Here is a 25449-nt window from a genome sequence, read left to right as displayed (position 1 = left end):
GATGGCCGACATCAGCCTCGAGGCCATGGCCGGCAAGCTCAACCGGATCGGCTACGAGACGTTCATGCAGGCGCTGCGGCAGGCGAAGGGCGCGGGCAACCGCAACGTCGAGCTCGTCCATTGGCTGACGCATATCCTGCAGAACGACCGGTGCGACCTCGCGCTGACGGCCGATCATTTCAAGATCGACCGGGGCCGGCTCGCCGCGGACCTTTCGCGCGCGGCCGGCGCCTTGCGCCGCAACGAGACCGAGATGCCCGACGTCTCGAGACGCATCTTCGACCTGCTCGAGCAGGGCTGGATCTTCGCGACGCTCTATTTCGGGGAAACCCAGATCCGCACGGGCCATCTTCTCGCCGGCGCGATGAAGTCGCCGGAGATGCGTCGAGCGTTCGTCTCGATCTCGGACCAATTCAGGAAGATTCCCGAGGACGCGCCGACCAATGAGCATCGCGCGCTGTGGGCCGGATCGGACGAGGAGAGCCTGCGTCCGATCGACGGCTCCGGCGTCGCCGCAGCGGGAACGCCCGGCGCCGAGGCGCAGGGCGCGAACAAGGCGACGGCGCTCGCGCGCTTCTCGCAGGATTTGAGCGCGAAAGCCGAGCGCGGCGAGCTGGATCCGGTGCTCGGCCGCGACGACGAGATCCGCCAGATCGTCGATGTGCTCATGCGCCGGCGCCAGAACAATCCGATCCTCACCGGCGAGGCCGGCGTCGGCAAGACCGCGATCGTCGAGGGGCTCGCGCTGAAGATCGCCGCCGGCGACGTTCCTCCCGCCCTGCGCGGCGTGCGCATCCATGCGCTCGACGTGACGCTGATGCAGGCCGGCGCCTCGATGAAGGGCGAGTTCGAGCAGCGGCTGCGGGCGGTGATCGACGAGGTTCAGGCGAGCGCGACGCCGATCGTGCTGTTCATCGACGAGGCGCATACGCTGATCGGGGCCGGCGGCGCGGCGGGGACGGGGGACGCCGCCAACATCCTTAAACCCGCGCTGGCGCGCGGAACCCTGCGCACCATCGCCGCCACCACATGGAGCGAATATCGCCAGCATATCGAGAAGGACCCGGCGCTGACGCGGCGCTTCCAGCCGGTGCAGGTCGGCGAGCCCGACGTCGAGCGCTGCTGCGTCATGCTGCGCGGCGCGCTGGCGCCGATGGAGAAGCACCATGGCGTGCGCATCTCCGACGCCGCGATCGTCGCCGCCGTCAACCTGTCGTCGCGCTACATCCCGGCGCGCCAGCTTCCCGACAAGGCGGTGAGCCTGCTCGACACCGCCTGCGCGCGCGTGGCGATCAGCCAGAACGCGGTCCCCGCCGCGCTCGCCGACGCGCGCGCGAAGACGGCGGCGCTCCAGGCGGAGAAGGCGGCGCTGCTCGCCGACGCCGATCTCGGCGCGACGAACGAGGATCGGGTCGGCGCGATCGAGACGGAGCTCGCCGCGCTCGAGGCCGGCGCCGGCGAGCTCGAGGCGGACTGGACGAGGGAGCGCGCGTTGATGGCCGAAATTTCGGCCCTGCGCGCCAGGCTCGCCGAAGACGGGGACGACGCTGGGACGCGCGCCGCGCTTGCCGAAAAGCTCGCCGCGCTTTCGGGCGTCGAGGCGCAAAAGCGCATGGTCTACGCCCATGTCGACGCGCCGGCCGTCGCCGCCGTGGTGTCCGACTGGACCGGGATTCCGGTCGGGCGCATGGTGCGCGACGAGATCGAGAACGTGCTGCGCCTGCCGGAGATTCTCAACAAGCGCGTGGTCGGGCAGTCGCACGGGCTCGAGATGATCGCCAGGCGCGTCGAGACGAGCAGGGCCGGGCTCGACAATCCCGGCAAGCCGATCGGCGTCTTCATGCTGTGCGGCCCCTCGGGCGTCGGCAAGACCGAGACGGCGCTGGCGCTGGCCGAGGCGCTCTACGGCGGCGAGCAGAACGTCATTACGATCAACATGTCGGAGTTCCAGGAGGCGCACACGGTCTCCGGGCTCAAGGGCGCGCCGCCCGGCTACGTCGGCTATGGCGAGGGCGGGCGCCTCACCGAGGCCGTGCGCAGGAAGCCCTACAGCGTGGTGCTGCTCGACGAGATCGAGAAGGCGCATCCCGACGTCCACGAGCTGTTCTTCCAGGTGTTCGACAAGGGCGTGATGGAGGACGGAACGGGGCGCAGGATCGACTTCAAGAATACGCTCATCATCCTCACGTCGAACGTCGGCACGGACGTGATCATGCGCCGCGCGCGCGATCCGTCCTTCGACGGAGACGCGCAGGCGCTGGCGAGCGAGCTTCGGCCCGCGCTGCTCGACGTCTTTCCGCCGGCGCTGCTCGGACGCCTCGTCGTCATTCCCTATCTGCCGCTGTCGCCCGACATGCTGAAGGGCATCGTGCGGCTCAACCTTTCGCGCGTCGGCCGGCGCGTGCGGGAGGCGCATGACGCCGACTTCTCCTATGACGAGGCCGTCGTCGAGCGCATCGCGGCGATGTGCGACAATCCCGATTCGGGTGGCCGCATCGTCGACGAGATCGTCACCGGCACGCTGCTGCCGGCGCTCTCGCGCGAATTCCTGAAGCGCGCGCTGGCCAAGGACGCGCCGCGCGCGGCGCGGGTGCTGGCGGCGCCGGACGGCGGCTTCGCCTACGAGTGGACGTGAGGCTCGCTCAGGGCGTGATGGCGTAGGGCGCGAAGGCGAAGGACCAGCCGGGGTCGGCGGGCGCGCTCTTGTCGTCGCGCCCGACGACGCGCAGGCGGCGCGCCTCCTCGATCAGGAAGGCTTCGGCCTGCGGCGTTCCAAGAAGCTGCTGCGGCACGTCGGGAAGGTCGACGAACTGCACCGGCCGTGGGCTCAGCAGCGCCGCGAAGAAGCCCGCGCCGGCGGGAGGTTCGGCGACATATTCGAACGCGGCGAAGGGATTGAGGCGGTTCGGGATCAGCGTCGGCCGCGCGGGCGTTATGAGATTGGACTTGTCATTCGCCCCCGCAGGCAGCGCCATCGAATAGAGGTTCGGGAAGCGCTGCGTGACCTTGCCCGAGGCGTCGACCTCGAGAAGAATGAGATAGCCGGACTTGCGCGCGCCGACGCGGAAGGTCACCTTCGCGCCGAGCGGAAAGCGCTCCCCCGGCAGGATCTCCACGTTGAGCCCGGCCGGATTGTCGGCGCCGGGCGCCGGGGCCTCGCGCGGCGCGAGGATGGTGACGGCGCGGGTCGCTCCCGGATTCGCCTCTTGCGCGCGCGGCGGCTGGGGCGCGCAGGCGAGCGCGGCGGCGACGAGCGCGGCGAGGCGTCCTCGCGCTGTCATGGCGCGGTGAACACGCCGATCGAGCCGATCCGCATGTCGGGCCTCATGTTCTGCGCGACCGCGCGCAGAGCCTGCGCCGGCGCCCTGCGTCCGTCGAGCCGGCGCAGCGTCTCGGCGAGGGCCTGCATCGGCGCGTCGCCGGTGACGGCGACGAGCTGGTCGGCGCCGAACGGGGCGCGCACGCGGATCGGCAGGCGGAACTGCGCCTTGTCCACGGCCTGCGCCTCGCCGGCCTCGCGCGGATAGAGCAGCGTGAGAGCGCCGTCGCCGGCGATGTCGAACAGGACGAGCGAGCGCCCCGAGAGGTCGCCGACGACGGCCTCGACGACCGCGCCGGCGCGATGCGTCCGGCTGTCGGGCGAGAGGGCGACGTCCTGCAGGGCTCTCGCCGACATCGCCTTCAGGGCGCGCACCGCGGCGGTGCGGTCGACGACGCCGGGCAGATCCTCGCGCGCGATCTCGCGCGCCACGACGTCGCCGGCGGCGATGACGTCGCCGGTCTTGCGGTCCCACACGAGCTCGGGCGACTGGCGCGGCGTGACGACCTCGAAGCGCGCCTCGCGCGGGGCGACCCCGTCGAACGCCTCCGGCAAGCCGTCGAGCGCGGCGAGGCGCACCGGCCGCTGAGAGGACAGCGCCGGCGCTCCCGGCGCCGCTTCCGCCGTCACGACGCGGTCTTGAGTCGTCGTGACGCGGTCTTGCGCCGGAGCGACGCGGGCCGGCCCCGGAGGGCCGAGAACGGTCACGCCGCGCGAGAGCTCGACCACCGGCTCGCTCGCCGCCTTGAGCGTCGGCGGGCTCGCCGAAACGATCGTCTGGCGCTGGTCGGAGAGCTGGTAGGCGGCCTGCCGCACATAGGAGAACAGCTCGTCGACGGTGACGACGCCGTCGCCGTCGGCGTCGGCCGCGCCCTCCAGCGCGCGGGCGAAGGCGTAGCTCAGCGCGCCGCGAAAGCCCTCGCCGTCGGGCGACCTGATCTCCGGCGCCCTCGAGCTCTTGTCGACCGCGGCGAGGAAGATCGAGCGGGTGAAGTCGACCTCGCTCGCATAGGCGTCGGCGGCGCTCGACACGGGCTTCAGCTCGTCGTCGGTGACGGCGTAGGCGGGGACGGAGCGGTAGACGACGTCGCCGCCGCGCGGATCGACAGAGCGGGCGAGGCCGCCGCCGAAGCAGGAGTCGGCGACGAAGACGACGCGCGCGCCGCGCGATTCGAAGATCTTGATGAGGTGGTTGAACTCCTTGTCGATGATGCGCTGGCGCGTGCCCGGCCCCGACGGCGAGAAGCCCGAAAGCAGGAACACCGCGTCCTTGCCGTCGGGCTCGGAGCCCTTGACGAGCTCGGGCTCGAGCGCGCCGTGGCCGGCGATCGACAGGATCACGAGGTCGCCGCGTCCGACGCGCGCGCTGAGGTCGAAGACCCGCTTCAGCACCGAGTCGCGGTCCGCGGCCTCGTCATAAAGCGCGGCGACGTCGGTGACGCCGAGCCGGCGCAGCGAGGCCTCGATGTCGCGCGCGTCGGCGACGGCGCCGCGCAGCGGCGGGAGCCCCGCATAGCGGTCGACGCCGACGACGATGGCGTGCACGGCGGAAGGGTTGCGCAGCTCGGCTTGCGCCGTCAAGTTCTTCGCTGTCAGGTCCTGCGCCGCGGCGCCGGCCGGGAGCGAGGCGAGGGCGAGCCAGGCCGCGACGGCGAGAAGGGCGCGGCGCGCGCGCGGCCTCATGGCGCGTCCCGCCGCCATTCGACGCGCCGGTCGAGCGCGTAGACGTCCTCCTGGCTCAATCCGCTCATGTCGTCGAGCGCCAGCGGCTCGCGCGCGCCGACGCCTTCCGGCTCGACCGGGACCTCGACGTCGTTCTCCTTGAGGAAGGCGGCGACCGCCTGCGCGCGCTCCACCGAGAGCTTCTGGTTGTAGTCGGGGCCGCCGCGCGGGTCGGTGTGGCCGACGAGGCGCACGGCGTCCGGGCGCTGCTCCCTGATCGCGCGCGCGAGCTCGGCCGCGGACTGCCGTCCCTGCTCGGTCAGGTTCGCCGAGCGGTAGTCGAAGGTGATCGGCATGGGCACGGCGCGCGGCTCGACGCCGCGCACGCGCGGCGCGTAGAGGCCGCCGAGCTTGCCGTCGCGCGTCGCGGCGGCGGCGTAGAGGCGCTGGCCCATGTTGACGGCGAGAAGCCGCGCCGCCGCGGCGCGCTTGAACAGCCCCTCGATCGTCTCGCGTGGCGGCGCCTTCGGCGTCATCGTCTCATTGCCGACGATGTCGATGGCGCGGTCGAAGTTTTTGGCCGCCTCGGCGAAGCTGCGCCGCGCGAACGCGGATTCCGCCAGCGTCGCCGCGGCCTGCCACAGCACCGCCGGCTTGTCGGCCTCCATGACGAGCGCCAGATAATAAGGATCGTCGGCGCCGGCGGGCAGTTTTTGCGCGCGCGCTAGGCGGGCGGCGGCGAGGCGCCGCTGCGCCGGGATGACGAAGCCGCCGCAGCGCGGATCGGCGACGAGCGCGTCGACGCCGGCCTGCGCCTTGTCGTCGGGCGCGGCGTCGACGGCGCGGTTGAAGGCCTCGATCCGATCGGCGCAGGGGGTTTGCGCGGCGACGGGCGCGAGGGGGAGCAAGAAGGAGAAAAGGGCGGCTGCCGCGCCCTGCTTCAGCGCGGCGCGGCGGCCTGGCGGCGGAAGGCTCATGACGACGACCCGTGACATGGGCGGCCCGCATGCGCGCGAGCCTCTCAATTCTACTTCAACGCCGCGCGCCGGCAAGACGCGGTGCGCGCCCGCACCCCCTCCGGCGCGCCCCCGCGATTTGAATAAAACCGTTGCGCCGCCCGCTCGGGCGTGCGCCAGATGCGCAAGGCGCTTCCCTCAAGAGGGGTTTCGAGAATGCCTCCCGCCGCCCGCCTCACCGATCCCCATGTCTGTCCGGCCGTCACCGTGCTCGTGCCGCATGTCGGCGGCCCCATCGTCGCGCCGGGGGCGGTGACCGTGCTGATCGGCGCCTTGCCGGCCGCGCGCGTCACCGACGTCGCCGTCTGCGTCGGGCCGCCCGACATGATCGCGATGGGCTCGACCACGGTGATGATCAACGGGCTGCCGGCGGCGCGCATCGGCGACATGACCGTCCATGGCGGGGTGATCGTCGGCGGAATGCCGACCGTCATGATCGGCGGCTAGCGTGGCGGGCGCGGCCCTTCCGCGAGCGGCCGCCGCGGCGCTCGCGCTTGCGCTCGCGTCGTCCGCCGCCCGCGCCGACGAAGGCTCGATCGAGCTTCCCGTCGGCGGGCTCGTCCTCGCGCGCTCGCCTGACGTTTCGATCGAGGAGGAGACGCTGTCGATCTCCCCGGACAGGGTGTCGGTCGCCTATCGCGTCGTCAGCAGGGCGCCGGCGCCGGTCACGCTGGCGCTGAAATTCGCCCTGCCCGACATCGACCTCTCCGACGCCGACGCCGACTATGCGATCCCGGGGTCCGACCCGCTCAATTTCGTCGATTTCCACGCCAGCGTCGACGGCAGGCCGGTGAGGTTCGACGGGGCGCAACGCGCTCTGCTCGACGGGCGCGACGTCACGGGCGAGCTCAAGGCGGCGGGGCTGCCGGCGGCGTTGATCGGCGCGGACGCGCGAGCCCGCCTCGCCGGGCTTGCGCCCGACGCGCGCGCGCGCCTCCTTGAGGCCGGGCTTCTCACCCAGCTCGGCGCGGACGCGGCCGGCGCGCCGATCTACGGTCCGACCTGGACGCTCGCCACCGTGTTCACCCGCAAGCATGTGTTCGCGCCGGGCGCCGCGGTCGAGGTCGAGCATCGCTACAGGACGAGCCTTGGCGGAGGCCCCGACACGCCGCTGCGCAAGGGGCTGCGCGAGACGGACGCGATCTCGCCCATGGTCGAGCGCTACCGCAAGGACTACTGCCTCAATGAGGATTTCTTCCGCAGCCTCGACAAGCTCGCCGGCGCCTCGCCGGCCAACGAGGCGCGGCTGAAGGAGCGCCGCATCGCCTACGCCCTGACGCAAGGCGCGGCTTCCGCCGGGCCGGTCAAGAGCTTCCGCCTGCATGTCGACAAGGGCCGGCCCGACCGCTTGGTCAGCTTCTGCTTCGACAATGTGCGGAAAGTCTCGCCGACCGCCTTCGAGGCGCAGGCGGAGAATTTCACGCCGACGCGCGACCTGAAGATCCTGCTCGTCGGACGCGATTGACCCGTGCCGGCGCGCACGGAGGCGCGCGCCGTCCTCGCGCAGGCTCGTCCTTCGGGATGCGGCTCGCGGAGCCGGGATGGAGGCTTCCATGGGCGACGATACGGTGCTCTACAAATTGACCGGCCTCACGGGCTTCGAGGTCGAGTGCGGCGGCGGCGGCAAGATCCGCGTCGTGTTCGCGATGATCGCCGAGGATAAGTCGAAGATCGCCTGGTACATGTTCTCCTCGACGCCTGGCGCCAAGGCGCAGAAGGAGTGCGCCTCGACCGACGTGTGGATCATCGACGATCCGTTCGGCTTCCGCGCCGACGTCGGCCGGATGATCCCGCACACGTTCCACAAGAAGATCGGCCTCGACGGCCTCGCCGACGCCGACAAGGGAACGGTCGCGACGCTCTCCTTCGACGCGCAGCAGGGAGGACGGCTGATGGGCTGCCGCATATCCGACCTCAAGACCAAGGCGGGCGAGATCGTCAGCTTTCCCTTCGGCATGCAGCAGGACGACATGCCGCCGCGCGCCGGGCAGGACATCAAGGGGCGGGTGTATTTCCTGGAAATGGGGCCGTTCGACGAAAAGACCTTCTCGCAGGGCCCGCAGGGAAAGTCCTCCCAGGTCAAGATTTCCGGCCCCGTGCTTTAGCCAGCGCGGCCGCAAGCCAGTCGGCGACGATGATTTCGCGCAGTCTTCTCCTTATCCTCGTTCTCGCGCTCGCGCCCGCCCGCGGCTTCGCGCAGGGGGGTGCGCAGGAGAACGCGCCGGCCGCCGCGCGCGAGACGGTGCTGCGCGCCTTCCCGGCCGGCGCGGGGCCGCAGTCGGTCGGCGTCGTCGACGCCTCCGAGGACACCGAGATCGACGGGCCGCAGGCGATCTCGGCCGCCGACGACGGAACGATCTACCTGCTCGACCAGGTCAACGGCCGCGTCCTCAACTTCGACGCCAAGGCGCCGGAGCGCACGCGCTCGCTGGTGCTGCCGGAGGGCGTCGAGCCGACCGACCTCGTCGTCGCGCAGGGCGCCGTCTACGTCTGGGACGGCAAGCCGATCGCGCTCGAGGCGAAGGGAGGCGGGCTCACCCGCAGCCTGTCCGAGGGCGGCGACGACCTCGAGGCGGCGCGCTCGATGTTCGCGCAGACGGGCTCGCAGATCGAGGACGGCGCGGACGGGCGCACGCGGGCGATCGCGCCGGCGCGCGCGCGCCAGCTCGTCGCCACCCGCGGGCGCGGCATGGTGGAGGCCGCGGTCAGCCTCGAGGGAGACGGAAAGGGCGCGCGCCTCGCGCTTTACGAGAAGGGCGCGCAAAAGGCTTTCGCCAGCCTGGCGATGAAGGCGCAGGCGAAGTTCGGCTCGATCGAATTCCTCGACGTCGACAGGGCTGGGCGCATGTATGCGCTCGCCGAGATCATCCCGGAGTTCGCCGGCCTCGGCGCGGCGACCTTCGTCGCGCGCTTCGCGCCGGGCGGCGCCTTCGAGGGCGTCTACGAGCTGCCGCTGACGCCGAGCCTCGCCCTGTCGCGCCGCTTCGTCACCGTCTCGCCCGACGGGGAGGTCTTTTTCCTGCGCACGCGCAAGGGCGTCGTCGACGTGATCGGCGTCGGCTTCACGCCGATGAAGCGCGGCGAGGCTGTCGCCGCGCGCGCCGCCGCCGTCGATTACGCGGCGCTGGCGAAGCTCGGCAAGGGCGCCATCGCCGCGGTGCGCCCGCTGACCCGGGCGAGCGTGGTCGAGACCGGCCGCGCCTTCGAGGCCTTCACGTGGCGGGTGGGGCCGACCTCCTATGGCGGCGACCCGGACGCGCCGTGCTCGGGATTCAACCGTGTGCGCCGTCCGCCCTATCTCGCCGGGCGGGCGGGACAGGAGGTGCGCGGCGTGCCTTATTGCTGGGGCTGCCAGGGCTCGCTGCCGCAGTTCGCGGCGCGGGTGGCGAAGGGCGCGCTCGCCGGCAACGTCTGCACGCGCGACGCGCCGCGCCGCGATGTGGTCGGCGTCGACTGCTCGTCCTTCGTCAGCGCCGCCTGGGGCCTCTCGACCCATTTCACGACGCTGGCGATTCCCTCGATCACGTCGCAGGTGGCGGATCCGTGGGAGCTGAAGCCCGGCGACGCGCTGAACAAGCCGGGCTCGCATGTGATGCTGTTCATGGGCTTCACGCCCGACCGCAAGGCGGAGGTGCTGGAGGCGTCCCCCGGCGCCTGCCAGGGCCGCGTGTGCCGCAACGTCTATCCGCTCGCGGCGCTGATGCAGCGCGGCTACGAGCCGCGCCGCTTCCGGGCGCTGGCCGACTGATCAGTCGACGCCGGAGCCGCCCGAGGCGCCGAACACCTGCCCCGAGGAATAGCTCGTCTTTCAGTCGGCCCGCTCGACGGAGAAGCCGCGCCGTTCGAGGTCGCGCAGAAGCCCCTTTTCGCCCGGCAGATGCGCCGCGCCGACGGCGAGGAAAGCGCCGCCCGCCTTCAGGTAGGGCGCGGCGCGCTCCGCCATGCGCGCGCTTCTCCTGTCGATGAGAAGGTCGAGGAATTCGGGCGGCGTCCCGGAGCCGGCGACGCCCGGAAGCGGCTCGCCCATGCGCATGAAGGCGAGCAGGGCGCCGAGATCGCCCCGCGCGTAGAGGATAAGGCTCGTCTCGACGATGTCCTCGCCGGCGCTCGCCTGCTTCAGCGTCGCCTCGAGCAGCGCCGTCGCCGTCCTGGCGTCGAGCGGGCCGAGCGCCTCTATCTGCTCGGCGAGCGTCTCGAGGCCGACCGGCGTCAGGCCGCGCGCCCGCGCGGCGGCGGCGATCCACGCGTCGGCGTAGTCGGCGGCGCGCGCGCAGGGCGGCAGGTCGAGGACGAGGGCGAGCGCGGCGGGCTTCATGTCCGCGACCGCCTGCGGCGCGAAGCCCGCCGCGCGCCCCAGCGCCGCGAGCCGCCTCAGGGCGTCGGCGTCGAGGAGGTCCCGCGCGCGCTCGCCGGAGCCGGCGCGCAGCGCGGCGCGCAGGGCGAGGGCGCGCGCGGGAGGCAGGCGGTGCAGCCGCGCCCCGTCCTCGACCGTCTCGACGAGGACCGCGCGCGAGCGCGCCAGCGCGGCGGCGGCGGATGCAGGCGCCGCGCGCGGATCGGAGAGGTGGAGCGTCCCGAACACGAAGGACGGCGGCGCGCCCGGGTAGGCGACCCTGAACAGGGCGCCGTGGCGGAAGGGCGTGCGCGCCGCCTCCGCCTCAAGGGCGGCGAAAGCGGCGGGCGCGCGCTCGGCGATCAGCGGCAGCAGGTCGCGTCCGGCGCAGGCGGCGAGTGCGCCGGTTGGCGCGCAGGAGAGTAAAGTCAGCGTCGCGGCGAGGATGGCGGCCAGGAATTTCTGGCGCCGCTCACCACTCGTAGCGCAGGCCCGCCTTGCCGCCGGCGCCGAAAAGCCCCTGGCCGCCATAGAGGTCGCCCGCGATGAACGAGGTCAGGCCCTGGCCGAAATCGAAGTTGAACGCGAGGATTCCGCGCCCGCGCACCTGGCCGCGGTCGGCGTCGGCGAGGATGTTGTTGCCGTTGGCCGCGGCGCCGGCGATGAAGCCGCCGTTGACGGCGACGTCGGAATAGGCGAGGCCGGTCAGCGTCGTGGCGACCTTGACGTTCTCGAAGACGCCGGAGGTTCCGACCCGCGCGCCGCCCTGCACCATGATCTGGTTGCCGTCCGAAAGGCCGAGCGCCTGCGCGCCGCCGCCGTAGCCGAGCCAGGTGAACTGCGCGCCGACGGTCGGCTCGAGCCACAGGTTCGGCTGCAGCGTGAAGCGGTAGTTGAGGTTTCCAGCGACCGTCGAGACGGTGAGGCTGGTCGAGCCCGAGCCGGAAAAGGCGACGTTGAACGGTCCCGCCGGGCCGCCGAAGGCCAGATTGTCGTTGAAGTTCTGGTCGAGGCTCAGGAGGTCGAACTTGGCGAGGAGATCGGCCGAGAAGGGGCCGTTGAAATAGGTGGCGTAGGCGCCGAGCGTCGCGCCCTGCAGGCTCGCGTGCAGATGCGTCGAGCTTCCGCCGACGATGTCGGGAGAGGAGGACGCCGTCTGCGTGTCGAGGTTCAGCGTCGAGGACAAATAGCCGGCGAGCACGCCGACGATCATGCCGTCCGTCGGCGCGAACAGGCCGCGCGAAGTGAAGTCGAAGCCGGTCTGGAAGCCGACGGTGCCGGTCTTCGACTGGACGTAGGTCTCGATCCCGACCGGCGCGCCGGCGTTGAAATCGGGGCCGTAGACGCTGCCGGGCGCGGAGGCGTCGCGCCTCTCGTAGCCGCCGAAGACGTTGGCCCAGACGCCGTAGCGGGCGGGCGCCTCGATCGGCGGCGGAACCGGGCCGTCCTTGCTGACGACCGCCGGGCGCGCGTAGCTGACGCGCGGGGCGGGCGCGGCCGGCTCCGGCGCGGCGCGCGCGGCTTTTTTCGCGCTCTTCTTCGAGGCGGCTTTCGCCGGCTTCGGCGGGGGCGGCGGCGCAGGCTCCTGCGCCGGAGGCGCGACAGGCTCGCAGGCGCCGTCGACGCGCCGGAAGCCCTCGGCGCAGCGGTTGGTCTCCTCCTCGCGCCGGCCGGCGATCGAGTTTTCGGCGCTGCGCGCGGTCTCCTGCGTCGTCGATTGCGACAGCTCGCTCAACGCCTGGCTCGCCAGCGCTGCGCCTGAGAAGGCGGCGGGATCGGGATCGCCCCGCCCGTTGTTGGTGCACAGGCCGTTCTGCAGCTGGACGCCCGTATAGGTCACCTGCGTCTGGTAGAATTGCGTCTCCTGCCGCAGGCACTGGCCGCTCGACGGGTCGCGCTGAACGCAGACGAGCCGGGATTTCGTCACCGTCTGCGAGACGCTCGCCGGACAGAGCGAGCCGGCCTGCGCCGCGCCGAGCCCCGCGAACCAGAGCGCGGCCGCGCCCGCGACGCCGATGGTGATCCTGCCGTTCATGTCGAAGCCCCCGCCTGCTCGCACTCTAGCGCAGAAAGCGGCGTCCATCTGTGTTGTGGGCGCAACAAGGCGAGCGTAAACTCGCCGCCTGCTTGAACGGCGCGTCAAGAATTCACGCGCGTGCAACGGCGCACCGCGAGGCGCCGCCAGGCGCCGCAGGGTGCCGTTCGCGGGGCGCGGCCGCCCCGCGGCCCGGAGCACGAGCCATGATCGCCAGGCGCAACACTCTCGCGCTTTTCGCCGCCGCGCTTCTCGCGCTGGCGCTCGCCGCCGCGGGGCTCCTTCCCGTGACGGGCGCGCAAGCGCTCGAGGGCGACCTCGCCGTGTGCGGACGCTCGCTCGCCGACCCGGATCTTGGCATCCCCGCTTGCACGCGGCTGATCGACGCCGACCGGAACGGGGCGGGCGCGGCCTCGCTCTACAACAACCGCGGCGTCGCCAAGGCGCGCAAGGGCGACCTTTCCGGGGCGGTCAAGGATTTCTCGAGCGCGCTCGACCGCGACCCCAATTTCACCGACGCCTACCGCAACCGCGGCCTCGCCCGCCAGATCGACGGCGATTTCGAGGGGGCGGTCGCCGACCTGAATCAGGCGATCAGGCTCGACCCGAAATCGCCCGACCTCTACAACGCGCGCGGCGCGGCGCTGGTCAATCGCGAGGAATACGACCGCGCCATCGCCGACTACGACCGCGCGATCAAGCTCAACGGCAAGTTCGCCAAGGCTTTCTACAACCGCGGCCAGGCGCGCTATCTCAAGAAGCAGTTCGACCGCGCGCTCGCCGACTTCGACGAATTCATCCGGCTCGCGCCGGGCGAGGCGCGGGGCTACGTCCAGCGCGCCGACGCGCTGCTCGCCAAGGGCGACGTCGCCGGCGCGCTGGAGGGCTACGGCGCGGCGCTCAAGGCCGATTCGAACAACGCGGAAGCCTTCAGCCATCGCGGCGAGGCGCTGCGCCTCAAGGGCGACTTCGACGCGGCGCTCGCCGACGCCGACCGGGCGCTGAGCCTCGCCGCGACGCCGGAAGCCTACGTCAACCGCGCCCTCGTCTACGCCGACGAAGGCCGGCTCGATCCGGCGATGGCCGACTGCGACGAAGCGCTGCTGCTGCGGCCGAAATACGACCTCGCCTACGCCCAGCGCGGCCGCATGAAGCGCCTTTCCGGCGATCTTTCCGGCGCGCTCGACGACCTCGACCGCGCGCTCGCGCTCAATCCGCGCTCGGCCCTCGCCCTCGCCTTCCGCGGCGACGTCGAGCTCGCGCGCGAGGCGGGCGAGAAGGCGCTCGCCGATTTTTCCGACGCGCTGCGCGTCGCTCCCGATTTCGCGCCGGCGCTCGCCGGGCGGGGGCAGGCTTACGAGAAGCTCGGCCAGACGGCCAAGGCGCGGGCCGACTACGAGAAGGCGCTGGGCCTTTCCGCGGACGCCGAGGCGGCGATCGCGCGGCCGGCGCAGAGCCTCGCGCGCGCCCGGCTCGCCGCGCTCGCCGCGGCCGAGGCCGCGAGCGCCAAGACGGCGGCGGCCGGCGCGGCGCAACAGGCCGCCGAAGCCCATGCGCAGGCCGAGCGCGACGCGCAGGCCAAGGCTCAGGCCGAGCGCGAGGCGGCGGCGGCGGAGGCGCGCATCAGGGCCGAGGTCGAGGCGCGCACCAAGGCGGCGACGCAGGCGACGCAGGCGCGCCTCGAGCTTCAGCTCGCGGCGCAGGCGCGCGCGCTCGCCGAGGCCGACGCCAAGGCCAAGGCCGAGTTCGAGCGGCGCGCGAAAGCCGAGGTCGAGGCGCGCGTATCGGCCGAGATCGAGGCGCGCGCCAAGGCGCTGGCCGAGGAGGCGCAGGCCAAGAGCCCGCCGCTCGCCCCGCCCGGCGAGCGCGTCGCCCTCGTCATCGGCAACTCCGACTATGAGGCTGTGGCCCGGCTGCCCAATCCGCAGCGCGACGCCAAGGCGGTGGCGCAGGCGCTGCGCAACGTCGGCTTCCAGACGGTGTTCGAGGAGACGAACCTCACCCGCGCCAAATTCCTCGCGGCGCTGCGCGCCTTCGAGGACAGGGCGGCGAGCGCCGACTGGGCGGTCGTCTATTACGCCGGACACGGGATCGAGCTCGGCGGCGTCAATTATCTCATTCCCGTGGACGCCAAGCTCGCCGCCGACCGCGACGTGCAGGACGAGGCGATCACGCTGGAGCGCGTGCTCAACGCCGCCGAGCGGGCGAAGAAGCTGCGCCTCGTGATCCTCGACGCCTGCCGCGACAACCCGTTCGCCGCGCGCATGCAGCGGACGATGGCGACGCGCTCGATCGGGCGCGGCTTCGCCCGCGTCGAGCCGGAAGGAGGCACGCTCGTCGCCTACGCCGCCCGCGACGGCCAGGTGGCGCAGGACGGCGACGGCGAGCACAGCCCCTTCGCCGAGGCTTTCCTGCGCAACGTGGTCAAGCCGCGGCTCGAGATCAACATGCTGTTCCGCCAGATCCGCGACGAGGTGCGCACGGCGACGCGCCAGCGCCAGGAGCCGTTCACCTACGGCTCGCTGCCGGGCGAGGCGTTCTATTTCGTGACGAAATGAGCCGCGCGATATACCGTGCGCCGTGGCGTCACGCCGTCGGACGCTCCGGCGCGCGCCGCACGCGCTCGCCCGCGCCTGCGAGGGCGCCGGCGACAAGCTCGCAATAGAGCAGGCGGGCCGGGTCCACAGGGCCGATGAAGCGCAGCCGCCCGGGCGGGACGGGGCGAAATCCCATGCGCTCGTAATAGGGCGGGTCGCCGACCAGCAGCACGAGGGCGTGCCCGGCCGCGCGCGCCGCCTCCAGCGACTTCACGACCAGCGCCTCGCCGATGCCGCCCGAGCGGAAGGCGGGATCGACGGTCAGCGGCCCGAGCAGCAGCGCCGGCGCGTCGCCGCAGCGGATCGGCGTCATGCGGTTCGCGCCGACGAGCAGCGTGCCGACGCGCGCGACGAACGAGAGGGCGTAGTCCGGCTCGACGCCTTCGCGCAGGCGATAGGCGGAGCGGGCGTAGCGCCCGGGCCCGAAGGCGCGCTCGTCGAGGCGCTCGATGGCGACGGCGTCGCCCGGCGTCTGCGGCGCGAGGATGAGGGAAAGGTCGGCCATGGGGTCGGGGCTGGAGAAAGGCGCGTGAACTTAGGGCGCCGCGGCGCTCCGGGAAAGCGCGGCGGAGCCGCGGACGCCGGGCGCGGCTTGACGCGCGGGCGCCGGCGCCGATAGTGGCGCGCGTGCCGTTCCGTCTCGCCCATCTCACCGATCCGCATATCGGCCCCCTGCCGCGCCCGCGCCGCCGCGATCTTCTCGGCAAGCGGGCCACCGGCTATCTGAACTGGCGGCGCGGACGCCATCTCGTCCATGACATGGCGACGCTCGACCATATCGTCGCGGACCTTCGCGCGCAGGCGCCCGACCATGTCGCGATGACCGGCGACATCGCCAATCTCGGCCTTCCGGCGGAGTTCCAGCTCGCGCGCAAATGGCTCGAGACGCTCGGCGACCCGCGTTCGGTGAGCTTCGTTCCGGGCAATCACGACGCCTATGTGCGCGGCTCGCTGCCTGACCTTGCGGCCTCCTTCGCCCCGTGGACGAGCGGCGACGCGCCGGAAGAGGCGCTCTATCCCTTCCTGCGCGTGCGCGGCGACGTCGCCGTGATCGGACTGTCGTCCGCCGTGCCGACGCCGCTCTTCATCGCCTCCGGCCGGCTCGGCAGGCCGCAGCTTGCGCGCGCGGAGGCGATGCTCGCCGACTGCGCGCGGGCCGGCCTCGTGCGCGTCGTGCTGCTGCATCACCCGCCGCAGCTCGAGCCGGCGAGCCTCGCGCGCGGGCTGATCGACGCGCGCGACTTCGCCGAGGTCATCCGCCGGCAGGGCGCGGAGCTGATCCTGCACGGCCACAATCATTGCGCGAGCGTGCGTCATTTCGTGGGGCCGGCGGGCCGGATTCCGGTCGTCGGCGCGCCTTCCGCGTCCGCGCGCGGATCAAGCCGCAACGGCGCCGCCTATCATCTGTTCGAGATCTCCGGCCGCCTCGGGGACCACCGGATCTCCGGCGTCTCGCGCGGGGTGCGCGCCGCCGGCGCCGTCGGCGCGCTCGGGCCGCTGTCGTTCTGAGCGGCGTGCGATCCCGCACGGCGCGAAACGCTTGAATTCGATTGGTCGTGTTGCGCTTTTGGCCTTGCGTCCACGCTAACGTCGGAGCGTCGCCGTCGGCGCGTCGCTCATTTGCCCCGGGGCCAAGCCATGTCCTTCAACGTCCTCGCCAAGAAGGCTCTCGGCGCCACCGGCGTCGGCGCCGCGCTGCGCCGCGCGCCTTTCGCGGAGGCGGCCTACAGGCGCTACGCCCTCGGGCGACGCGACCATCCCGGCCTCTATTACGGCGTCTACGCCTCCTACGATGAAGCGCTCGCGGACATTCCCGCCGACCGCCGCGAGGGCTGGGACAATGACGCGGCGGCCGAGCTCTGGGTCGGCAACCTCGGCTACCTGCAGACGGCGAGCTATCCCGTCATGATGTGGCTCAATATCCTGCTGCGCGAGGGCGCGGCGCTGGTCGACTACGGCGGCAGCGTCGGCCTCGCTTATTACGCCTACCGCCGCTTTTTCGGGCCGCCGCAGGGAGTCGACTGGACGGTGGTCGAGGTGCCGGCGATCGCCCGCCAGGGCGCGGCCATGGCGCTCGACGAGAAGGCCGCGCTGCGCTTCGTCGAAGATCCGGCGCAGGCGCCGGCTCCGGACTTTCTGCTGTCGGCGGGCGCGATCCAGTACATGCGCGACGGCGCCGCGCTGCTCGAGCGCTTCAAGGGACGACCGCGCCACGTGCTTCTCAACAAGCTGCCGCTCACCGAGGGGCCGGGGTTCTTCACGCTGCAGAATTTCGGCGTCGGCGTCTCGCCTTATGAAATCTACAATGAGGACGAGTTTCTCGGCTATTTCGCCGCGCGCGGCTACGGGGTGCGCGACCGCTGGGAGGTTCACGAGCTCGAGTGCGCCATCCCCTTCCATCCCGAGCGGCATGTGAAAAGCTTTACGGGGATCCTGTTCGAGGCGGACGACGCCTAACGCTCGATGTCGACGACGGCGACGCGGCCCGAGCCGGCGAGCGCCGAGGCCGCCTCGCGCACGCCGCGGTGATGGGTGAACAGCAGCGTCTGCGTCCGTTCGCCGAGCTCGGCCAGCAGCTCCAGCGCCGCGGCGCTGCGCGCGTCGTCGAAATGGACGAGCAGGTCGTCGGCGATGAAGGGAATGGGCTCGGCCGCCGCGGCGTAGGCCTCGACGCTGGCGACGCGGAAGGCGAGATAGAGCTGGTCGCGCGCGCCCTCGCTCATCTGGCCGACCGGAACGCTCGTCCCGTCGGCGCGCAGCCCGACGACGCTCGGCTCGCCCTCTCCGCTGACCTCGCTCCTGACCCCCGCGAACGCCCCGCGCGTCGCAGCGCCAAACAGCGCGCCGGCGCGCGTCACGAGCGGATCCTTGCGGCGCTCGCGCAGACGCGCCATCGCCTCGCGCAGCAGCTCGCCGGCGAGCGCGGTCTCGAGATGCCGCTCGATCGCCTCGTGCATCTGCGCGGCGGCGGCCTCGCGCGCGACCGCCGCGGCGTTGACGCCGGGCCCGTCCTCCAGCGCCTCGGCCTCGCGGCGGCGGTCCTGCAGCTCCGCGCGCGCCGCCTCCACCTCGGCCTCGAGCGCGGTCCCGTCCGCTTCGAGCGCCTGAGCGGCGGCGCGCACCTCGTCCACCGCGCGGCCGGCGCATTCGGCGCGAAGCTGCGCCAGCGGCAGGCCGTCGCCGAGCCGCGCGATTTCTTCTTCGAGCGCGCGCAGGCGCCGGGCCAGTTCGACGCGCTCGGCGCAGCGCCCCGCGAGGGCGGAAAGGGCCTCAGCCTCGCAGCCGGCCCTGGCGCGCAACCGTTCGAGCGCGTCCCGCGCTTCGGCGAGCTTGCGCGCGGCGCCGTCCCGCTCGACGATCCGCTCAGCGCGCTCGCCCTCGAGGCCGCGGCGCCGCGAAGCGACGCCCTTCGCCTCCTCGAGGCGCGCGGCCAGCGCCTCGGCGGCGGCCGCCGCGTCCGGCGCCGGCGCGCGGCCAAGGGTCTCGGCGAGGGCGGCGACGAGCTCGGCGAGGTTCCTCTCGTCGCGGTCCATGCCGGAAAGGCGCGCGCGCGTGTTGCGCAGGCTCTCGAAGCGGCCCGGGGCGTCGGCCCAGCGCGCGCACAGCGCGTCGACCTCTTCGAGGCTCGCCCCCGCCGGCGCGCCGAGCGCGGCCGCGGCCATTGCGAAGGCCTGCGCCCAGCGCGCCTCCTCCTCGTCGAGCGCGCGGCGCTCGTCCTCGATCGCCGCGAGCTTGCGCGCCGCGTCGTCCGCCGCCTGCTGGTCGGCGCGGAAATCGGCGTAATCGGCCTCATGCGTCCTGATCGCGGCGACCGTCGCCTCGACGCGGGCGGCGAGCGGGGCGTCCGCGGCGAGCCCGAGCCGCTCCTGCGCGCGGGCGAGCGCCGCGAGCCTTGCGGCGTGGGCGTCCTCGTCCGCCGCCAGCGCCTGCGCCTCGAGCTCGGTCTGACGCCGCGCCTCGACAAGCTCGCGCTGCGCGGCGGCGGCGCGGCGCAGCCGGCCGGGATCGGGAAAGCGCGCCGCCGCCGGCCAGGCTTCGCGCCAGGTCTGCGCGACGGCGTCGCGCTCGGCGTCGAGCGTTTTCAGCGCGCGCGCCGCCTCCTCCAGCGTCGCCAGCGCGGCGGCGCGCTTGCGCTGGGCGAGCTCCAGCGCTGCGACGCGCTCGGCCTCGGCGGAGCGGCGGTCGGCGAGACGGTCGGCCTCGCTCACCAGCCCTTTGGCGTCCTCGACCCGAGCCAGCCGCGCTTCGCGCGGCTCCTCCTGCGCGCCGTCCGCATAGCGCGCGGCGAGTTCGCCGAGAGCGCCGTCGCGCGCCGCGCGCGCCGCCTCGATCGCCTCGGGGGAGGCGAGGACGCGCCCCTCGGTCAGCCGTCCGATTTCCGCGTCGAGCGCCGCACGCTCGGCGCGCGCGGACTCGATCGTCGCGGCGAGCCGGTCGCGCCGCGCCTCCTGCGCCGCGCGCCGTTCGCCTTCTGCCTCGCTCGCCTGCGCGTCCGGGAAAGCGTCGGCCTCGAGCGCCGCGAAATCTGCGTAGCCGAGGCTGGCGCATCGCTCCTTCAGGCGCGCTCCGGTCTGCGCGAGGCGGTCGCGCCGCGTGGCGAGCGCCGTCTCGGCGCCAGGCGTCGGCGCGAAATCCCCCGCAGAAAAGCCGAGCGGCGCGTTGCGGCCGGCCTCGATCCGGGCGCGCCGGCGTTCGAGAATCGCCGTATGCGCCCGCGCCTCGGCGCGGCCGCGCTCGTCCAGCGCGTTTCGTCGCGCGAGAATACTCGCGCCCTCGTCGCGCAGGCGACGGGCGGCGGCGAGCGCGTCGGGCGCAGGGAGCGCCGCTTCGAGCGTCGTCTCGTCGGGCAGGTTCAGGAGGGCGCGCAGCGGATCCAGCGCCTTTCGCGTCGCCTCGAGCTCGCGTTCCCGCTTCTCGCGGTCGACGCGCTCCTTGCGCACGAGGGTCGCCTGCCGCGCCGCCTCCTGAATCCGCTCCTGCGCGGCGAGGAGGTCCGCCGGAAGCTCGAGCGCATCGATGCGCCCCTGCAGCGCCGCAAGGCGCAGATCGGCCTCCTCGAAGCTCTCCGCGGCGCGTCTCTCGGCGGCGAAAGCGTCGGCGCAGGCTTGCGCGAAATCTTCGCCGAGCGGCGCCAGCGACGCGCAGGCGTCGAGGCGCGCGCCGAGCATGTCGAGCTCGCCGAGCGTCGGGGCGACGCGCCCCTGCCGCGCCAGCCTGTGCTTCTCGCGGTTCAGCGCGCCGAGGCGGTCGCGGCGCTCCTTGAGGCGGTCGCGGGCGGCGTTGACGCGCTGAACCGCGTTCTCGTGCTGCTCGCGGGTGACCAGCGTCTCCCTGTGTCGCCGCTCGGCCTCCTGGAAGTCGTCAAGCGCGGCGTAGAATCTGCGATGTCCGGCCTTGCGCTCGGAAAACAGCGCGTCGGCTTCCCTGTCCAGCGCCTCGACGCGCGGCACGAGCGCGGAAAGGCCGCCGCCGGCGGCGAGGATCAGCCGGCCGACGTCGCCGTCGGCCTTCATCAGCGCCTCGCCGCCCTCGCGCAACTGCGCATGGGAGAGGCCGAACAGCGCCGCGAAGCGTTTTCGCGTCGTCGAGCCGAGCGCCGCGGCGAGCACGCTTTCGTCGACGGACCGGCCTTCCTCGTCGGCCAGGGTTCCTTTGCGCCCTTTGCGGCGGACGAGCCGGCGCAGGGCTCCATCGGCGAACCGCAGCGTCGCGCCGATGCGCAGGCGGCTCGGGCCGTACGTGTCGGCGCGCCGGCTTTGGTCATGGACGCCGTAGAGAAAATCGCCGACCGCCTCCAGCGCCGTGCTCTTGCCGGCCTCGTTGGCGCCATAGACGACGCAAAGGCCCGCCGACGGCGGAAACGCCAGCTCCGTCGTCTCGAAGCGGCCGTAGCATTCAAGGGTCAGCGACTCGAAGCGCATCAGCCGTCGCCGCGTTCGAGAAGCGCGAGGGCGAGCGCCCGCGCCCGCGCCGCGCCCTCGGCCTCCATGAGCCGCGTCAGGTCCTCGCCATGGGCGTTCGGCGGCAGCTTGGCCCTGATGCGGGAAAGGCGCTCCTTCAGCCGCCCCTCTAGCCACCCTTGCGCGAAAAGCTCCTCGATCGCCTCGCGCAGGCCGCCGGCGACGCTCGGGTCGACCTTCGCCTCGCGCGCGAGCGCCTGCGTGCGCAGCGAGAGCTTCTCGAGCCAGAGGTCGGGCGAGATCGCCGCGAACATGGTCTCGATCTCCTCGCGCAGGGCCGGCGCGTCGGCGACGAGCTCGGCGTGCAGCGGGCTCGCCCCGCAAAGTTCCACGCGCAAGGCCAATGCGCGCCCCTCGGCGGCGGCGCAGGTGGCCTGCGCCCGTTCGAGCACGAGGGCCAAAAGCGCGTCGCGTCCGTCGACCGCGCCGATGTCGATCCGCTCATGGGCGAAGCGCGCGACGTCGAGCGGGCGATGCTCGAGCCGCGTCACGGCGCCGTCCTCGACCTCGACGAGCGTCGCGCCCTTGGCACCCGTCTCGCGGATGTGGCGGGCCTGCAGATTGCCGCTGTAGAGGATCGGCGGGTCCTCGCACAGGACCTCCCGGGCGTGGACATGGCCGAGCGCCCAGTACTGGTAGCCGTGGTTGCGCAGCTGCTCGACCGTGCAGGGCGCGTAGGGCTCATGGCCCTCGCGTCCGGTCGCGCAGGTGTGCAGGACGCCGATGTTGAAATAGCCGGGCAGGGGAGGCGGATAGTCGAGCGCGATGTTCTCGGCGACCTCGCGATTGGGAAAGCTGCGCCCGTGCGCGGCGGCGCCGATGTCCTCGAAGACCGCGCTCTGCGCGCAGCGCGAGGAGAACAGCGTAAAATTGTCGCTCGCCTCGAGCCGCGCGGCGAGGCCGTTCTGGGCGTCGTGATTGCCGAGGATCATGACGACCTTCACGCCGCCCTCGCGCAGGCGGGCGAGCCGCTCGACGAAGAAGCGGCCGGTGCGCCAGTCGCGCCAGTCGCGGTCGAAGGCGTCGCCGGCGACGACGAGAAGACGGCAGTCCTCGGCGAGGGCGAGCTCGACGAGATTGTCGAACGCCTGCCGCGAGGCGTCCTCGATTCTGGCGGCGAACTCCGGCGACTTCGCGCTGAGGCCGAGGAGCGGGCTGTCGAGATGCAGGTCGGCGGCGTGCAGGAAGCGGAACCGCATCAGGCTTCTCCCGCCTTGGCGGGGAACGGAGCGCGAGCCGCGGCGTTCCGGCGCGAGACGGCGCGGGGCGCGCCGTCGCGGATCGGGAGAAGCGCCATGCCGCGCGGCGACAAGTCGAAATACACGGACAAGCAGGAGCGCAAGGCGGACCACATCGCCGACTCTTATGAAGCCAAGGGCGTCCCGGAGAAAGAGGCCGAGCGCCGCGCCTGGGCGACTGTCAACAAGGACGACGGCGGCGGCAAGAAGGCGGGCGGCTCCGGCCGCGGCAAGGACACGGGCCATCCGGCCGCGCACGCCGGCGGGCGCAAGGGCGGGCAGGCCTCGGCCTCGCGCAGCGCCGCCGAACGCTCCGCCTCCGCGAAGAAGGCGGCCGCGACGCGCAAGGCGAGGGCGCACGGGTAAGGCTCGCCCGCGCGGCGCGCCCGCCCGTTGACGGGATTTTGCTCGCGCTGCGCCCGTTCGCGCCGTTTCGCGGCTTGCTCCGGAGACGCGTTTTCGCGACCTTCCGCCGACGCGGGCGGAGCGGAAGGACATGCGGACGAAAACGCGAGGCGAAAGAACGCGCGGCGCCATGGGCTGGGGGCTGGCGTGCGCGCTGGCCCTTTCGGCGCCCGGCGCGCAGGCCGGCGCGGACCCCGATCCCGACTACGCCAGCCGGCGCGCCGCCTCTTCGGGCGGGATCGACGCCGCGAGCGTGCGCGAGCTCGTTCCGCTGTGGAGCTTCTCGACCGGCGTCCTGCGCGGACATGAAGGCGCGCCGCTCGTCGTCGGCGGCGTCGTCTACCTCGTCACGCCTTTCCCGAACGTCGTCTACGCCCTCGATCTCGTCCACGACGGGCGGGTGCTGTGGCGCTACGAGCCGCGGCAGGATGCGGGGGCCGCCGCCGTCATGTGCTGCGATTCGGTGAGCCGCGGCCTCGGCTACGGCGAGGGGCGGCTTTTCCTTTATCAGGCCGACGGAACGCTCGTCGCGCTCGACGCGCGCACCGGCGCGCCGCTCTGGTCGGTCAGGAACGCCGACCCGGCCAAGGGGGAGACGGGAACTTCCGCGCCGCTCGTCGTCAGGGACAAGGTGATCGTCGGCATGGCCGGCGGCGAATATGGCGCGCGCGGATTTCTGTCAGCCTATGACGCCGCGAGCGGCGCCCTGCGCTGGCGCGCCTTCTCGACCGGCCCCGACGCGGACATGCTGATCGATCCGCGCCGCACGACGCAGCTCGGGCGCCCCGTCGGCGAGGGGTCGAGCCTCAAGAGCTGGGAGGGCGACCAGTGGCGCGTCGGCGGCGGCGCGCCATGGGGCAGGATCTCCTACGACGCGAAGCTCAACCTGATCTATTACGGGACGGGCAATCCCGCGCCATGGAACCCTGCGCAGCGGCCGGGCGACAACAGATGGACCGCGGCGATCTTCGCCCGCGACGTCGATACGGGCGTCGCGCGCTGGGTCTACCAGACCAGCCCGCACGACCAATGGGACTATGACGCGGCCAACGAGATGATCCTCGCCGACGGCGTCGTCGAAGGCCGCGCGCGTCCGCTGCTCACGCATTTCGACCGCAACGGCTTCGTCTATATCCTCGACCGCGCGACCGGCGAACTCCTTGGCGCCGACAAGTTCGACCCGGGCGCGAACTGGGCGCGCGCGATCGACCTCGATCCGTCTTCGCCCGGCTACGGCCGCCCGGACGTCGATCCGCGCTTCTCGCCGCAGGCCAATGGCGAAGACGCCGTGACGCGCGGGGTCTGCCCGGCGACGATGGGCTCCAAGAACGCCAATCCGGCGGCCTATTCGCCGCGGACCGGCTGGTTCTACGTCCCCGTGATCCGTCTGTGCATGGACTTCGAGCCGTTCCACATCGACTACGCGCAAGGCCAGCCCTACACGGGAGCGGACACGACGGTCTTTCCCCGTGAAGGCGGGCTGATGGGCGCGCTGATCGCGTGGGATCCGTCGGCGCGCCGGATCGCCTGGGAGGCGAAGGAGCCCTTCCCGGTCGTCTCGGGCGTCCTCGCCCTTTCCGGCGGCGTCGTTTTTTACGGAACGCTGGAAGGCTATCTCAAGGCGCTCGACGCCAGGACCGGCGAGGAGCTCTACCGCTTCAGGACGCCGTCGGGCGTCGTCGGCGATCCGGTCGCCTTCTCCTTCGAAGGGCGCGATTACGTCGCCGTCCTCTCGGGCGTCGGCGGCTGGGCCGGGGCGGGGCTCGCCGCCGGCCTCACCGGGGGAAAGGAGAACGAGACGTCGCCGCAGGTCTACGCGGCGCTGGCGAAATACACCGCGCTCGGCGGCGCGCTGACCGTGTTCGGGCTGCGCTAGCGCGCCCCTGGGCGAAACGCGCTATCATCTCGCCTGAACCGGGAGGATCGCCGATGATCGCCGACGACGAGGGAGTTTTCGCGCCGCCGCCGCGCCGGCCGCCCGCGCACGAGATCGGGCAGGCTCTCGACGATCTCTCCGCGCATCAGCTCGACGAGCGCATTGCCCTGCTGCGCGCCGAGATCGCGCGGCTCGAGGCGGCGCGGGAGGCGAAGCAGGCGTCGAAGCAGGCCGCGGCCGCCTTCTTCAAGATCTGAGCCTTGCGCCGATTTTGGCGCGGTCCGGTCATCGAGACGTCGTCGTCGTGCGGCGCAACCGTCAGAAAAACGCCAAACGACGTTGACACGCGCCGCAGGGCTCCCATATAAGCCTCCGCACCGGGCTTGACGCCGCTCTTTCTGACAGGGGCGGCGTTTGGTCTGTCTCGCTTTTTTCCTCGTATGCTTGGAATGGAGCCTCCCCGTTCGGCTTGACTGGCCGGGGCGATCTGTTTCGCGGCGTGAGCGGAGAGCGGGTCGAATTTTTTGAGCGTCGGCTTTGTTCTGCGGCGCAAAAAAAATTCCGCGATGCGGCTTGACATCCGGCGCCGTCGGGTGTGTAACGCGGCCTCCCTCGACTTGGATCAAATCTGAATTGATTTGATCTTGACTTGAGGGACGATAAGAAATCCGGGGTCGATTCTCTGGGTTGCTTGTTGTGGTCAAGGGAAATTCTGCTTTCGTTGAATTTTCTTCTTGACGCTGGTTGGATGTGAAGCTAAGTTAAGGTCGTCGCTTCGGGCCTTGCGCTTTTGAAGCGTATATGCTCTATCTGAGAGTTCGCGGGTGTTTGCTCGTGGGTTTTCGGTGTTTTTTGACAATTGCATCTGGAAGAAAGAGAAACGTGGGCGGCGGGGTCCTTGCGGGCGCTGTGGTCTGGTTTTGGGGTTTGGCTGGGTTTGGTCTTTGGCTTTCGGGCTTTGGGCTGGCTTGGGCGGGCTTCTTTGGCCGGGTTGCGGCGCTGTTGAGA

At 72.2% G+C, this 25449-nt stretch carries 20 protein-coding genes; 11 read left to right on the top strand and 9 right to left on the bottom strand.

The annotated features are described in order from the left end of the window. Position 1: 1 nt before the first annotated feature. Positions 2 to 2635 carry a type VI secretion system ATPase TssH gene (tssH, locus tag ACE3OG_RS12280; protein WP_374309034.1) on the top strand — a complete coding sequence of 878 codons (2634 nt, stop codon included), beginning with the start codon at positions 2 to 4 and terminating at the stop codon, positions 2633 to 2635. Between the two features lie 7 nt (positions 2636 to 2642). Here tssH and ACE3OG_RS12275 read toward each other — a convergent pair whose 3' ends face one another. From ACE3OG_RS12275 to ACE3OG_RS12265, 3 genes are read right to left on the bottom strand one after another with little or no spacing between them, the layout of a single operon-like run. After that, positions 2643 to 3281 carry a DUF4384 domain-containing protein gene (locus tag ACE3OG_RS12275; RefSeq protein ID WP_374309032.1) on the bottom strand — a complete coding sequence of 213 codons (639 nt, stop codon included), beginning with the start codon at positions 3279 to 3281 and terminating at the stop codon, positions 2643 to 2645. Then, positions 3278 to 5002, bottom strand: a complete 1725-nt coding sequence (locus ACE3OG_RS12270) for a caspase family protein (protein ID WP_374309030.1) — start codon at positions 5000 to 5002, stop codon at positions 3278 to 3280. The genes ACE3OG_RS12275 and ACE3OG_RS12270 overlap by 4 nt, the downstream gene beginning before the upstream one ends. Continuing rightward, positions 4999 to 5976 carry an OmpA family protein gene (locus tag ACE3OG_RS12265; RefSeq protein WP_374309028.1) on the bottom strand — a complete coding sequence of 326 codons (978 nt, stop codon included), beginning with the start codon at positions 5974 to 5976 and terminating at the stop codon, positions 4999 to 5001. The genes ACE3OG_RS12270 and ACE3OG_RS12265 overlap by 4 nt, the downstream gene beginning before the upstream one ends. 177 nt (positions 5977 to 6153) lie before the next feature. Between ACE3OG_RS12265 and ACE3OG_RS12260 the strand changes: the two genes are divergently transcribed. From ACE3OG_RS12260 to ACE3OG_RS12245, 4 genes are all read left to right on the top strand, one after another. Beyond that, positions 6154 to 6444, top strand: coding sequence for a PAAR domain-containing protein (locus ACE3OG_RS12260; protein ID WP_374309026.1), 291 nt, complete (start codon positions 6154 to 6156; stop codon positions 6442 to 6444). 1 nt (position 6445) lies between these two features. Next, positions 6446 to 7462 carry a DUF4424 family protein gene (locus tag ACE3OG_RS12255; RefSeq protein ID WP_374309024.1) on the top strand — a complete coding sequence of 339 codons (1017 nt, stop codon included), beginning with the start codon at positions 6446 to 6448 and terminating at the stop codon, positions 7460 to 7462. Between the two features lie 88 nt (positions 7463 to 7550). Continuing rightward, on the top strand, positions 7551 to 8102 hold the full coding sequence (locus ACE3OG_RS12250; protein ID WP_374309022.1) for a hypothetical protein: 552 nt from the start codon (positions 7551 to 7553) through the stop codon (positions 8100 to 8102). Between the two features lie 29 nt (positions 8103 to 8131). Beyond that, complete coding sequence (locus tag ACE3OG_RS12245; protein ID WP_374309020.1) at positions 8132 to 9745, top strand: hypothetical protein; 1614 nt, start codon at positions 8132 to 8134, stop codon at positions 9743 to 9745. A gap of 60 nt (positions 9746 to 9805) precedes the next feature. On the opposite strand, the gene ACE3OG_RS12240 is transcribed toward ACE3OG_RS12245, so the two are convergent. Further along, positions 9806 to 10861, bottom strand: coding sequence for a TraB/GumN family protein (locus tag ACE3OG_RS12240; RefSeq protein WP_374309018.1), 1056 nt, complete (start codon positions 10859 to 10861; stop codon positions 9806 to 9808). Beyond that, a complete protein-coding gene (locus tag ACE3OG_RS12235) occupies positions 10803 to 12365 on the bottom strand; it encodes an autotransporter outer membrane beta-barrel domain-containing protein (protein WP_374309016.1) in 1563 nt (520 codons plus the stop codon). Before ACE3OG_RS12235 ends, ACE3OG_RS12240 begins: the two co-directional genes overlap by 59 nt. A 206-nt stretch (positions 12366 to 12571) precedes the next feature. Here ACE3OG_RS12235 and ACE3OG_RS12230 point away from each other — a divergent pair, with 206 nt between their 5' ends. After that, positions 12572 to 14923 (top strand): tetratricopeptide repeat protein, encoded by a 2352-nt coding sequence (locus tag ACE3OG_RS12230; RefSeq protein ID WP_374309014.1) that lies wholly within the window; start codon positions 12572 to 12574, stop codon positions 14921 to 14923. Positions 14924 to 14951: 28 nt separating this feature from the next. On the opposite strand, the gene ACE3OG_RS12225 is transcribed toward ACE3OG_RS12230, so the two are convergent. Beyond that, positions 14952 to 15467 (bottom strand): GNAT family N-acetyltransferase, encoded by a 516-nt coding sequence (locus tag ACE3OG_RS12225; RefSeq protein WP_374309012.1) that lies wholly within the window; start codon positions 15465 to 15467, stop codon positions 14952 to 14954. A 113-nt stretch (positions 15468 to 15580) separates the two neighbouring features. On the opposite strand from ACE3OG_RS12225, the gene ACE3OG_RS12220 reads away from it, so the two are divergent. Together ACE3OG_RS12220 and ACE3OG_RS12215 are read left to right on the top strand one after the other, a co-directional pair. Continuing rightward, positions 15581 to 16471: a metallophosphoesterase gene (locus tag ACE3OG_RS12220; protein WP_374309010.1), complete on the top strand. Its 891-nt coding sequence runs from the start codon at positions 15581 to 15583 to the stop codon at positions 16469 to 16471. Positions 16472 to 16600: 129 nt separating this feature from the next. Further along, on the top strand, positions 16601 to 17419 hold the full coding sequence (locus ACE3OG_RS12215; protein WP_374309008.1) for a methyltransferase, TIGR04325 family: 819 nt from the start codon (positions 16601 to 16603) through the stop codon (positions 17417 to 17419). Here ACE3OG_RS12215 and ACE3OG_RS12210 read toward each other — a convergent pair. Beyond that, positions 17416 to 20883 carry an AAA family ATPase gene (locus ACE3OG_RS12210; RefSeq protein ID WP_374309006.1) on the bottom strand — a complete coding sequence of 1156 codons (3468 nt, stop codon included), beginning with the start codon at positions 20881 to 20883 and terminating at the stop codon, positions 17416 to 17418. The two genes, ACE3OG_RS12215 and ACE3OG_RS12210, sit on opposite strands and share 4 nt — an antisense overlap. Beyond that, a complete protein-coding gene (locus ACE3OG_RS12205) occupies positions 20883 to 22121 on the bottom strand; it encodes an exonuclease SbcCD subunit D (protein ID WP_374309004.1) in 1239 nt (412 codons plus the stop codon). The genes ACE3OG_RS12210 and ACE3OG_RS12205 overlap by 1 nt, the downstream gene beginning before the upstream one ends. A 96-nt stretch (positions 22122 to 22217) precedes the next feature. On the opposite strand from ACE3OG_RS12205, the gene ACE3OG_RS12200 reads away from it, so the two are divergent. From ACE3OG_RS12200 to ACE3OG_RS12190, 3 genes are all read left to right on the top strand, one after another. Then, on the top strand, positions 22218 to 22526 hold the full coding sequence (locus tag ACE3OG_RS12200) for a plasmid stabilization protein (protein ID WP_374309002.1): 309 nt from the start codon (positions 22218 to 22220) through the stop codon (positions 22524 to 22526). A 169-nt stretch (positions 22527 to 22695) separates the two neighbouring features. Continuing rightward, positions 22696 to 24441 carry a PQQ-dependent dehydrogenase, methanol/ethanol family gene (locus ACE3OG_RS12195; protein ID WP_374309000.1) on the top strand — a complete coding sequence of 582 codons (1746 nt, stop codon included), beginning with the start codon at positions 22696 to 22698 and terminating at the stop codon, positions 24439 to 24441. 53 nt (positions 24442 to 24494) lie between these two features. After that, positions 24495 to 24698: a DUF1192 family protein gene (locus ACE3OG_RS12190; RefSeq protein WP_374308998.1), complete on the top strand. Its 204-nt coding sequence runs from the start codon at positions 24495 to 24497 to the stop codon at positions 24696 to 24698. Positions 24699 to 25141: 443 nt separating this feature from the next. On the opposite strand, the gene ACE3OG_RS12185 is transcribed toward ACE3OG_RS12190, so the two are convergent. Continuing rightward, the coding region (locus tag ACE3OG_RS12185; protein ID WP_374308996.1) for a hypothetical protein at positions 25142 to 25449 on the bottom strand (308 nt) is incomplete at its 5' end.

It is taken from the genome of Methylocella sp. (assembly GCF_041905455.1).
In the GTDB taxonomy this organism is placed as follows: Bacteria; Pseudomonadota; Alphaproteobacteria; order Rhizobiales; family Beijerinckiaceae; genus Methylocapsa.
Note: the sequence above shows the minus strand (reverse complement) of the source record. Positions and strands in the feature narration are given on the sequence as shown.